Raw genomic sequence first — 12115 nt, 5'->3', positions numbered from 1 at the left:
CTACCATTTTATGTAGCTTTCTTTGTCCATTATGATTAACTAAAAAAATAGTGCCCCTGCGATAGATCAGGCAGGGACACTTCTTTTTCATTAAGTAGCTATTTTTTAAATGTCGATTAACTTCCCCAACAACGGAAACAGTTATGACATCTAAAACAGTTATGACATCTAAAACAGTTAAAAAAGCAGCTAAAACAATGAAAAAAGCAGCTGAAGCAGCTAAAACATCGAAATCCGCCGCAACGATGGAAACCTCCGCCTCCAAATGTACCAAATCGTACATCTTCACCAGAAGGATCCATAGGAGTTAACTCACCAACTTGGAAATGATCCATTTCTAAATTTTGCAATTGATTTTGAAAATTCTCCATTTTTCTTCCCCTTTGTAATGAATTTCAGGTTAAACCGACACCTGGCAAGAGAGTTGAACGAAGTTATAATTCCGATTACTCTCTTCAACAAAATATGATTCCTTTTAGGTGGTTGTTACTGATGTACTTGCCTAAAATTCAATAAAAAAACACCTCTTATGACCATTGATTAAACAATGTACGAGGTGTTTTTTGTATTATATGATTTATTAAACTCGTGCTCTTTCCCATCAACACATACGGGAAGTAAATTTCATGAATACCACCAAGGAAATGAATGATCGCTGCTCCCGGTGCGGATTGTTTTGCAGTTCCTCTTCCAAACAGTAAGTATGCTAATAACACACCAAGACCTGGTCCTGGGTTTGCTTCAAGGAGGAAGAGAACCGAGCGTCGAGCAGTTTGTACCTGTTCTAAACCGATCGGTGTCATAACACCATGGTTAATCGCATTGTTTAAAAATAGAATTTTAGCAGGTTCAATTAAAATACTTGTTAAAGGGAGTAAACCCGCATCCACTAACCAGTCATTCACACAAGTACTTGTGTGAATGACTGGACTGCAGGACCTATCCCTAAGAATGCAAGAATCGCAAGGGTTCCACCAATAATACCCGCAGAGAAGTTGTTAACGAGCATTTCAAACCCAGACCTAACTTTCCCCTTCAATACCTTGGTCAAACTGCTTAATAACATATGACGCAAGCGGCCCCATCACCATGGCACCTAAGAACATCGGGGTATTAGGTGCTCCAACGATAACTCCCATCGTAGCAATAGCACCTACAACTCCACCACGCTGATCGTGAACCAATTTACCTCCTGTATAACCAATTAATAGAGGTAATAAGTATGTAACCATCGGGCCAACTAAACTGGCAAGGTGTTCATTAGGAAAAAAGCCAGTAGGAATGAATAATGCTGTAATTAAACCCCAGGCTATAAAAGCACCAATATTCGGCAACACCATAGAACTCAGAAAGTTACCGAACTTCTGAACTGCAACTTTAATATTTGACTGAGGCATATTATTCTTCCTTTCAAGAAAATAAATAATGATTGACTAACATTCATAATCGCAGAGAGTATAGATAGGAAATCAATAATGGTTCAATCTATAATGACAATCCTATTGTTACTCATATTGGTATTGTTATACTAAACAAAATAATATTTCCCGTTCATTTTGTTCAATAGGTTTCCTTACGATTAAATCCCAGCTTTCCTTTAACAACACATCTCTTCTATTTTCCACTGCTAGCACCCAATACGGTACGTGAAATTTCACTTATCGCCATCAACTTCTTCTATTATCTCGCCAATAAAAAAAACGCATGGTGATTTTCCATTGCGAAAATCCATGCGTTTTGGCTTACGAATCGCTTGTTTGGCATCTTACTAGTTGCGCTTCAGAATGCTCATGCATTAACCAACCCGTTACTAGAAATCCGGCGGTTTTGATTAACCTCAAACAAACTTTGGCAGTCGAAAATGTCATCAATCTAAAATAGATTTGGAAAACTGCTATCACCAAAGTCTTCTGCTTGGGCGAAATCTTCAAAGCCATCGAAATGTAGAAGCGAAGCATACGATGCCGCAACAAATGCATAATGGTACCCATTAACAACCAAATGGCGATCTCTTGTTAACCTCATCTCATATTTATCCTTTAATTCTCCTTGATTTACTTTGTCCTCACTGGTGATCGTCGCACCATTCATAATCGAACTCTCCTCAATGATATCCATCATCAACTTTTCTTCATCATTCGATCTATTTGATTCCTTGAAAGCATGTTTACTGGCTATGACGATTCCACCACCAATCATACACTGTTCTTTATTTAGTTTCGTGTACGTAAACTGTCCGAATTCTTGGTCCCGGAAGCCAATAATGCAGTGGTAGTCTGTTTCATCCTCATTTATAATATCGAAAAAACTTGTTCTTTTAACAGGTTCATTTGGATCAAAACCGATAAGGCGCTCGAAAAATGTTCTTTTTCTTCGTTTATTGTAACTCTTTACGACCAACTCCCACTCCGTTTTTCCGATTTGGAACATATAATTCCCTTCACAATAAGTAACAACAGGTTTCTTCGAATAACTAGCTTTTGACATCGAATCACCTACCTTAATTTTTTAGTATGACAGTATATTTTTTATTATTATATACTATTCTTTTTTAGTGTAAATAACGACGGCCGCATTTCCATATTTGATTATTAATATGTATCCTTTTTGTCCGAGGAAGTCTTTACTGATATAATTATGAATGCGAAACATCCTGTAGGATAAAAGTCGAAACAAATTTAATAGGAGGTTACATATGTACTCACATAAAAATGCATTCTACTTTATTTTTGCCATAATGGTCGGTTTTTTAGTTTTGACTGGCTGTGGAACACAAAATGATACTGAACAAACGGGTGGAGATGAAACAAGTGGAACGGGTGAAGAAACATCTTACGCTTCAGAAGTTACAGAAAATCCAATTGTGACGATTACGATGGAGAATGATGAAGAAATTGTTATTGAATTATATCCAGGTGTTGCCCCAAATACGGTCGCAAACTTTATTTCATTAGTTGAGGATGGGTTTTATGATGGTATCATTTTCCATCGAGTTATCCCTGATTTTATGATTCAAGGCGGGGACCCTGATGGAACTGGTATGGGTGGAGCCGGCTATTCAATTGAGGGGGAATTTACCGCAAACGGCTTTGAAAATAATTTAACACATGATCGTGGTGTCATTTCTATGGCAAGAACGAATGACCCGAATTCAGCCGGTTCTCAATTTTTTATCATGGTCAGTGATTCTCCGCACCTTGATGGGCAATACGCTTCATTTGGAAGAGTACTTGAAGGATTGGAAACAGTTGACGAAATCGTTTCTGTAGAACGTGACCGTGCAGATAAACCATTGGAAGATCAGCAAATCAAATCAATAAGAGTGGACACGAAAGGCTTTGACTACCCTGAGCCAAAGGTTCTAAATTAACAAAAACTGACCCTAGATATCACAATGTCGATACCTGGGTCAGTTTTTTTATCTTATCTAGCCTCTTAAAGGGAAATGAAAAAAACAATCCTTCCCTGCGTTCCCTTCAACTAAATAAAGACCAAAATTTCCAGTACGATAATCCATGTATGCTTGTTCTAAAATGGAGGTAATAATTAATTTCATTCAATTAATAACACGATTAATATATAATACGATGTAAGATTGGAACTTATCATAATCAGAAAGGTGATAATATAATGGAAAACTTTTATTTGTTTGTTCTTATGTGTATTCTTCTAATTATTTTACCTGGTCCGGATACTGCAATTGCTACAAAAAATACTGTCACGGTTGGGAAAATAGGGGGGCTTAAGACAGCTTTAGGTACTTGTTGTGCCCTCCTTATCCATACTTCTGCTGCTGTATTAGGACTTTCTGCAATCATTGTGAAATCAGCATTATTATTTTCCGTCTTCAAATACGTTGGCGCTGTTTATTTACTTTATCTGGGTATTAAAACCTTATGGTCTTTGCGGAAAAAGGAAGAAGCAGCAACCGTTAATATGAACACAAAAAGTCAGTTTGAAAATACATCTTGTTTTAAACAAGGGTTCCTTACCAATATTCTAAATCCCAAAGTTGCTGTCTTTTTCTTAACTTTCTTGCCTCAATTCGTGGATTCTGGAAGCAATACCTTTATACCGTTTCTTATAATGGGTATCACTTACACTGTATTGACTTCCATATGGTTTTTACTTTATGTCTATTTAATTAATCAAATTAGTGCTTTTATGAAAAAACCTAAAACACAAAATATTATTGAAGGAATTACAGGTTCAATACTGATAGGTTTTGGTATAAAACTAGCCCTTGAAAAGTCTCATAATTAGATTATTTGTATTTTTTAAGGTACCCCTATATTTATAAAAAAAGAAGATTCTAATAACGTAAAAAAAACGCCTGCTAAGCGTTTTTTCTACAGCGTTTCAATTACCCTTCAAGCAGCAAATCTTCAGGATCTTCCAGGAGTTCCTTTACTTTTGCCAGGAATTGAACAGCATCTTTACCATCGATGATTCGGTGATCGTAAGAGAGTGCGACATACATCATTGGCCGAACTTCCACTGTGTCCTGATCATCGATGACAACTGGCCGTCTTTGGATTTTGTGCATTCCCAGAATACCGACCTGTGGTGTATTTAAAATTGGTGTCGAGTATAATGAGCCAAATATACCTCCATTTGTAATCGTAAACGTACCTCCAGTTAAATCGTTAAGGCTTAATGAATTTGTTCGTGCTTTTTCAGAGAGTGCCAGAATTTCTTTTTCAATTCCAGCAAAGCTCAACTGGTCGGCATTACGAACAACCGGTACTACTAAACCTTCATTTGCGGAAACAGCAATACCAATGTCATAGAATTTTTTTAATAGAATATCGTTTCCTTGAATCTCTGCATTAACATACGGATATGCCTTCAGTGCAGCGACAACAGCTTTTGTGAAAAACGACATATAGCCAAGCTTCACGTCATGCCGCTCTTCAAATTTGTCTTTACGACGCTTTCGAATATCGAAAATCGCTGACATATCAACTTCATTAAATGTTGTTAACATTGCCGCTGTTTGCTGTGCCTCAACGAGCCGGTTGGCAATTGTTTGCCGGCGTCTTGACATGTGTATTCGTTCAATTCTTGAATCCTCTTCGATATCATGTTGGCGTTCATTCTGATTGTTCTGCTTATTTCTCTGATTTACCTCTATATCAGTAAGCCTTATTCTTCCAAGTGGATCCCTTGAAGTCACTGATTGTAAATCAATCCCAAGCTCTCTTGCGCGTTTTCTCGCTGCTGGAGATGCTATGGGCTGTGGTTGTTTCTTTGTTTCTGACGGTAATGAAGAAGGTACTGAAGTTGAATATTTTTCAGTGTCGTTACGATTAGATTTATCTATTACTTTGGAAACTTTTTCATCGCTCTGTTCAACAGCACTTTCATCAATAACGGCAATAACCTCTCCAACTTCAACTGTTTCACCGACACCTTTTTTGCATTCCTGAATCACACCAGATACATCACTGTTCATTTCCAAATTTACTTTATCTGTTTCTAGTTCAAGCAAAGGACCACCTTTTTGTACGTATTCGCCTTCTTTTTTAAACCACTCCGCAATTGTACCTTCAGTGACCGATTCAGCTAATTCTGGAACTTTTATTTCTTTCATTCTGACATCCCACCTTTATTCATCGATAATGCTTTATTTACAATACGTTCTTGCTCTGCTTTATGGGCTGTTGACTCCCCAGTGGCAGGGCTCGAACGACTCGGTCTTCCGATGTAATGAATAGTGATATGATCTGAAAGCAGTTCACGGATTCTTGGTTCAACAAATGACCATGCTCCCATGTTTTGGGGCTCTTCTTGAACCCAGACGACCTCTTTCACATTGCTATATTGACGGAGCTTCTCCTCCAATTCTTGACGCGGAAAAGGATACAGCTGTTCCAACCTCATCATATGAAGTGAATGTAGTTTTGAAGTATCATATTGTTGAAGTTTTGCTTCTAGATCAAGAGCAACTTTACCACTGCATAGAATGAGTCTTTCAACTTGCTCTGGCTGAGTTCCCAAACCGGGTTGATCGATAACAAATTGGAAACTCCCTTCACTAAATTGCTCCCCACTTGAGATGACTTTTGGATGTCGTAATAAACTTTTTGGGGACATCATGATTAATGGACGAACTTCCGTATTGACCGGGATATGAGCCTGACGTCGTAAAATATGAAAATATTGGGCAGCACTTGTCACATTTGCCACAATACAATTATTTTCAGCCGCTAATTGCAAAAAGCGTTCCATTCGTGCGCTTGAATGTTCCGGCCCCTGCCCTTCATAGCCATGAGGAAGAAGCATAACAAGACTCGATTTCTGGCCCCATTTCGCACGTCCTGAAGCGATAAATTGATCAATAATTACTTGAGCCACATTGACGAAATCGCCAAATTGGGCCTCCCAAATGACAAGTGTTTCAGGTGCATAGACGTTATAGCCATACTCAAACCCCAATACGGCTGTTTCAGATAACGGACTATTATGAATCGCAAAGGATGCTTTTGCCTGTGGAATCGTATGCAGTGGTGAAAATTTCCGTTTTGAACCTTGATCATGAAGAACGATATGGCGATGTGCAAACGTTCCGCGTTCACTATCCTGTCCAGTCATTCGGATTGGTTTTCCATCAGCAATAATCGTTGCAAAGGCAAGTGTCTCAGCAAGTGCCCAGTCTGCTTTGTTATTTTCCTCAAAATCTTTCCCGCGCCGTTTTAGAATTTTCTCCAACTTCGGATAAACGTTAATGTTTTTCGGCCAACGAAGTAAGCTGTTGTTTATCTCTTTTAATTGATTTAATGGTACTGCTGTTTGAACTTTTGGCAACCGGTCAGAAATTGGCGAATCCTTTTCTGTATCTATAACACCCTTTGCTTCAGTTGTTAACTGTTCATATTCCGTTGTCAATTTGTCATTGAAGCTTTTCTTCATCTCTTCAAACTCTTTTTTCGAAATGGTTGCATTTCCAACTAACTTTTCTCCATATTGTGTCATCACAGTTCGATGATGTTGGATTGTTTGATAAAGCTCAGGCTGTGTTGCATATGGGTCATCCATCTCATTGTGACCATAGCGGCGATATCCGATTAGATCGATGAGAATATCCTTCTTAAATGTATTCCGATACTGGTAAGCGAGCCTGATTGCCGCAATGCAGCTTTCTGGATGATCAGCATTCACATGAATAATCGGAATTTCAAACCCTTTGGCGAGATCACTGGCATATTTCGTTGAACGGCTTTCTTCACTTTCAGACGTAAAACCGATGCCGTTATTGGCAATAATATGGATCGTCCCCCCTGTTTGGTAACCATTCAACCGACTAAGGTTCAATGTCTCGGCGACTACACCTTCACCTGGAAAAGCTGCATCGCCATGAATTAACACTCCGAAAGCTTTTTGCATATTTTGGGTCGGTAAGCCTGCTTCTGTACGTTCCTCTTGGGCAGCACGAGTGAATCCTTGAATGATTGGATTAATAAATTCCAAATGGCTTGGGTTGTTGGCTAATGTCACGCTGATCCTATGATCACAGTCTTTCTCAATGTTTCGTTCTTCCCCAAGGTGATATTTGACATCACCAGTCCAGCCATACGTTATCCCTTTTGACCCTTCAGACGGAATCAAATCTTTGTTAACCGAATGATGAAACTCTGAAAATATCTTTTTATATGGTTTTCCAAGAGTATGAGCCAACATATTTAACCTTCCGCGGTGTGCCATTCCAATCATGACGTGTTCCACACCATCTCCACAACCAAGTTGAACTAATTCATCCAGCATCGGTACGAGCATATCGACTCCTTCAATTGAAAAACGCTTTTGACCAACAAATGTTTTATGGAGAAAATTCTCAAATCCTTCAACTTGGACGAGTCTGTCAAGTATGTTTGTTTTTTCCTGTTTCGATAGCTTTGGATAGATTTGTTCTGCTTCCACTTTAAAATCGAGCCATTTCCGCTCTTCTTTTTCATGAATATGTGTAAACTCAAAAGCTAATGTTTTTGTATACACTTTTTTTAAATGTTCGATTGCTTGTAAGCTATCTTTAATGTATGGCGGTTTATTTTCCCAAATCATTGTCACTGGAACTTTTTTTAGGTCAGCCTCTGATAGGTGATACTTTTTCAAATCGAAAAATGAATCCTCATTTTTTTCATGGTACAAAGGATAAATGTTCGCAACTAAATGTCCATTTGTTCGGATTTGATCAATCAGTTTTATCGCTGAGATCACTTTAAAAACATTGACCGCTTCACTTTTTGATGTGTGTGCTTCAGAATAATTAGTTTTATTGGAAAGTGGTGAACCATGCTTTTCAAACATTTCTCTTAAAGATTGATCAACCGATTCAGGGTCCTGCAAATATTTTTCATACGATTGTTGGATATAGCCGAGGTTTGGACCATGAAACTTTTCCCATACAGCCGCCTCTAGCCTTTGATTTTCTCGTTGCATTGAAGACGCCCCCAATGTGATTTATTTCTTAAAGTTTTAGAAAACATCTTATGTTTAAAGTTTAAATTGTTTTGAAATCTAGATCTTTGATTAAAATCAAATTCCGTAATACATATGAGCAAATGGTGAACTTAACAACCTTCTACGACCATCTTCCAACCGCTGGCACAAAAAAAGAGCCCTTGTGAGCTCCGATTTTCATTCCTCTATTAACTTTTCTACATCGCGAAAAAGATCACTCACTTTTAGGCCCAATCCTATTGCAATAATATAATCACACCTAAAATTTTTGAAGGATCCAATACAATTCCTACCTACCTTTACATAGAATATCCTACCCTGCCTGTTCCATTTTTTGTTGTACCAATGTTTGTTCTTGGTTTTTAGAAAGTTCGCCCTTCCCTTTAAAATATGTAAATAAGAAACAGCCAATAATAACGATTCCACTGCCGATGATCTGCATCGATGTCATTCTTTCTCCAAGTAAAAGAAAAGCTAATATCATTGTGAAAACAGGATTAAAATTAAGAAACAGTCCTGCAGTTGTTGCTCCTAAATTTTTCACGCCAATATTCCAAAGGACAATACAGACGACTGTTGAGACGGCACCTGTGTATAACATTGAAGAAATGAAGGTCACATTGATATTTGTCACGGTGAAATTTGAGATGTTAAAAGGGATAATCATCATAAGCCCAAAGATGCCGGAATACAATGTAGCCATCATTGGTGACGTGTAATTCATCGCCCATTTACTTAGTACAACATAGATTCCCCATATACAAACCGCCCCGATCATCAATACATCTCCAAGATTAAATTGAAGCGAAAGTAGTATGTCGCGATTGCCATTTGTTATGACAAGGACCACACCAAATAAAGAAAGTAACATTGCTATAACTTGAAGAAGTGTTAGCCTTTCTTTAAGAAATAAAACTGAAAAGAATGCAATCGAAAGAGCAATTAAGGTCGATATTAAGCCTACATTGGTTGCCGACGTATGCTCTAACGCCATAAACTGTAACATATTAAACAATACAACCCCTGTTAATCCCATCAGCAGCAGCGGAAAAATAGCTTTTCGAGTTGGCCATAACTTCCTCTCCACTACCCAAACAATTGGAACTAAACAAACAATTGCAATCAACCATCGCAGAGTTGTTAACGTCATTGGAGAAGCATGACCGACCAGCCATTTTCCTACGATAAAATTCCCCGCCCACAAAAAGCTTGTTAACAATAATAATCCAAAATAAAAATATCGCATTCACTAACTCCCCCCAACTTCTCATCAGCATCTTATATTAATAACTTTAACATTTTCACTTCATTTACAAAATAATGTTTAGTATAATAGAAATTATTCAAAGGATATTAAAGTTAATTAGATTGTTTTATTTAAATTCTTCTGATCCTAATCAAAATAGCTGCTTTGAACAAAAGATTTTAAAGGGGAGTTTTTAATTATGGAATCAATCACCAGTAGAGTACTAGATAGAGTCGATCTTCAAATTCTAGATATCCTGCAAAAACAAGCACACGTAAGTAATGCAGAAATAGCGAGAAGAGTGAATTTATCTTCACCAGCCATCCATTCAAGAATTAAAAGATTAGAAAATGAAGGGTATATCAATAAACAAGTGGCTATTTTAAACCCCGAGAAACTGGGGTTCGATTTACTTTGCTTTATTTTTATCAGCACAAACATCCATCAAGCGGAGAAATTGGATGTGTTAGAAGATGCTTTCCGCCAAATGACAGAGGTTTTAGAATGTCACTGCTTAACAGGGGAATATGATTATCTTTTAAAGGTTGCCAACAGAGACCGAACAGACTTACAAGCTTTTATTCGAAAATTAAATGAGCTCGGGATTACGAAAATCCAAACGAGCCTAGGGCTAAGGGAAATCAAGTATTCTACTGTCTTGCCTATATTGGATGAACATGAGTAAGAGATTTTCAGAGCAATTTTTTAGTTAATATAAGCAGAGCATTGGGGCTATTGACCAATAAATAATAATTATGAAGTTCTCAAACATAAAGCACTTCTCCTTCTCGAAGAAATGCTCCATTAGTTGAAGAATATATATCTGAAATTTAGTCCATGATAATCTTTAATGATAAGTATAGGAGAATTCTTATATGAGCACATTAACACAATTAAAGATTTTATTGCTAAATCCTAGTTGGGATGAAATCATCAAGCTAAGACAAAAGACCAGGGATATGTTATTTGAATATTGGATTACCGAGACCGTTTTTTCTTTCAATTGGTGGTTACTCTTAACATCTACATTTATTTTTTTTATTATTTGGTTCATCGTTTTAGATAAGAAAAGAATTCTCGAAGTTGCTTCATATGGTCTTTTAATTGGTTCAATTGCTCTTTTCTTGGATATAATTGGTATTACTTTAGTTTTATGGTCCTATCCAGATAGATTGCTGCCTATTATAACTCCAATAATAGAAATTCATAAAGTTCATATGCCGATTGCTTTTATGATTATTTACCAATATTGTAATACTTGGAAATCTTTTTTTATATCCTTAACAATCACTTCTTTTATTTTCTCTTTTGTATTAGAACCACTGATTGTATGGTTAGGGATATATGAAATCTACCATTGGAAATACTTATATTCATTTCCTATTTATATTTTAATTGGACTAATACTTAGGTGGGTAATTATTAAAGTTAAAGAAATTGAGAAAAAACATATGTAAGTACCTACCCAACATACTTGATTAAGCTATTGAACGGCAATTATTACCACAAACATGGTGCCTAAAATTAAACATAAATGCTAATTTTAAATGGTAATTACTTTGATGCATGAGAAAATTTCTTCTTCCACTGTTTTGAAATTCCATTCATGAGGGTAGTAACCTAATGGATTACATATTATTTCAATTCCGTTATATTGATCATGATATCGAGTATGAATGTGTCCAAAAATATATTTTTTAACACCGTACTTAATCGCTAGTTCACCGAAACGTGAACTACCCATCATCGCATTGAAAAAGTCCCAACTCGGATCATCCTTACATACCACAAAGTGTGAAAAGGGTACAAAATGTGTTACCATGATAATATTTTTTCCTTGATATTCCCTTAGCCATCCCTCTAATTTGTTTATAGAACGTAGAGTCTCATCACAATCATTTCTAGGCCAATTAGCATACGTTTTATCTGGCCACGTAAAGTCATTATAAGTACCAATTTTAAATTGTTCCTCAGTAAACCCCTCAATACCAAAAGAATAATCATACCATCCACCATCACCAATAACTACCCAATCTTTTGACAATTCGACTGGACCATTTCCAAGGTTACCTTGAAAATTAAGTAGTACTTCGTATGCACTCTTGGAATCCTTATGATATATATCGTGATTTCCATGTACAAACAGTAATTTAGTATTCGGAAATTCGTTTTGTAATTGGTTCAAAAGGGTAAGACTTTTTTCTGGACCTGCCGTCATATCTCCACTAATAATAAACACTTCTGGCATATGGGTGGAAATCCACTTTTTTAAAGTTGCCATGATATTAACTTGTGTATTTTTACGGTTCAATCCTTCATGAATATCTGATAATATAGCGATTCTCATTACATCTCTCCTTTTAATAAAATTATGTAAAATAAAGAGGTTGAGTCCTTTTTATATGCCTA

Annotated in this window: 10 protein-coding genes and 1 pseudogene; 4 read left to right on the top strand and 7 right to left on the bottom strand. The window is 36.8% G+C overall.

The annotated features are described in order from the left end of the window. Window positions 1-116 precede the first annotated feature (116 nt). From ACJ2A9_RS17275 to ACJ2A9_RS17265, 3 genes and pseudogenes are all read right to left on the bottom strand, one after another. The gene (locus ACJ2A9_RS17275; RefSeq protein WP_441422987.1) at window positions 117-335 is read right to left on the bottom strand and encodes a hypothetical protein; all 219 of its coding nucleotides are present in this window, start codon (window positions 333-335) and stop codon (window positions 117-119) included. A 264-nt stretch (window positions 336-599) separates the two neighbouring features. After that, a pseudogene (locus ACJ2A9_RS17270) lies at window positions 600-1397 on the bottom strand (PTS transporter subunit EIIC); the annotation flags it as partial. Window positions 1398-1872: 475 nt separating this feature from the next. Next, window positions 1873-2487, bottom strand: a complete 615-nt coding sequence (locus tag ACJ2A9_RS17265) for a hypothetical protein (protein WP_441422928.1) — start codon at window positions 2485-2487, stop codon at window positions 1873-1875. A 208-nt stretch (window positions 2488-2695) separates the two neighbouring features. Between ACJ2A9_RS17265 and ACJ2A9_RS17260 the strand changes: the two genes are divergently transcribed. Further along, on the top strand, window positions 2696-3370 hold the full coding sequence (locus ACJ2A9_RS17260; RefSeq protein ID WP_441422927.1) for a peptidylprolyl isomerase: 675 nt from the start codon (window positions 2696-2698) through the stop codon (window positions 3368-3370). 257 nt (window positions 3371-3627) lie between these two features. Beyond that, on the top strand, window positions 3628-4263 hold the full coding sequence (locus ACJ2A9_RS17255; RefSeq protein ID WP_441422986.1) for a LysE family translocator: 636 nt from the start codon (window positions 3628-3630) through the stop codon (window positions 4261-4263). A gap of 100 nt (window positions 4264-4363) precedes the next feature. Here ACJ2A9_RS17255 and odhB read toward each other — a convergent pair whose 3' ends face one another. The 3 genes from odhB to ACJ2A9_RS17240 form a co-directional block, all read right to left on the bottom strand. After that, entirely contained in the window at window positions 4364-5593 is a 1230-nt protein-coding gene (odhB, locus tag ACJ2A9_RS17250; RefSeq protein WP_441422926.1) for a 2-oxoglutarate dehydrogenase complex dihydrolipoyllysine-residue succinyltransferase, read from the bottom strand. Next, window positions 5590-8439, bottom strand: coding sequence for a 2-oxoglutarate dehydrogenase E1 component (locus ACJ2A9_RS17245; RefSeq protein WP_441422925.1), 2850 nt, complete (start codon window positions 8437-8439; stop codon window positions 5590-5592). The genes odhB and ACJ2A9_RS17245 overlap by 4 nt, the downstream gene beginning before the upstream one ends. A 334-nt stretch (window positions 8440-8773) precedes the next feature. Further along, on the bottom strand, window positions 8774-9706 hold the full coding sequence (locus tag ACJ2A9_RS17240) for a DMT family transporter (protein WP_441422924.1): 933 nt from the start codon (window positions 9704-9706) through the stop codon (window positions 8774-8776). Window positions 9707-9905: 199 nt separating this feature from the next. On the opposite strand from ACJ2A9_RS17240, the gene ACJ2A9_RS17235 reads away from it, so the two are divergent. Together ACJ2A9_RS17235 and ACJ2A9_RS17230 are read left to right on the top strand one after the other, a co-directional pair. Continuing rightward, window positions 9906-10391 carry an Lrp/AsnC family transcriptional regulator gene (locus ACJ2A9_RS17235; protein WP_441422923.1) on the top strand — a complete coding sequence of 162 codons (486 nt, stop codon included), beginning with the start codon at window positions 9906-9908 and terminating at the stop codon, window positions 10389-10391. A 190-nt stretch (window positions 10392-10581) separates the two neighbouring features. Beyond that, window positions 10582-11163 (top strand): CBO0543 family protein, encoded by a 582-nt coding sequence (locus ACJ2A9_RS17230; protein WP_441422922.1) that lies wholly within the window; start codon window positions 10582-10584, stop codon window positions 11161-11163. An 86-nt stretch (window positions 11164-11249) separates the two neighbouring features. On the opposite strand, the gene ACJ2A9_RS17225 is transcribed toward ACJ2A9_RS17230, so the two are convergent. After that, window positions 11250-12053, bottom strand: coding sequence for a metallophosphoesterase (locus ACJ2A9_RS17225; RefSeq protein ID WP_441422921.1), 804 nt, complete (start codon window positions 12051-12053; stop codon window positions 11250-11252). Between the last annotated feature and the right edge of the window lie 62 nt (window positions 12054-12115).

This window comes from Anaerobacillus sp. MEB173 (genome assembly GCF_052119505.1).
Lineage (GTDB): Bacteria > Bacillota > Bacilli > Bacillales > JBJMAU01 > JBJMAU01.
The sequence above is the reverse complement of the archived record's forward strand: the minus strand, read 5'-3'. Positions and strand labels throughout refer to the sequence as shown.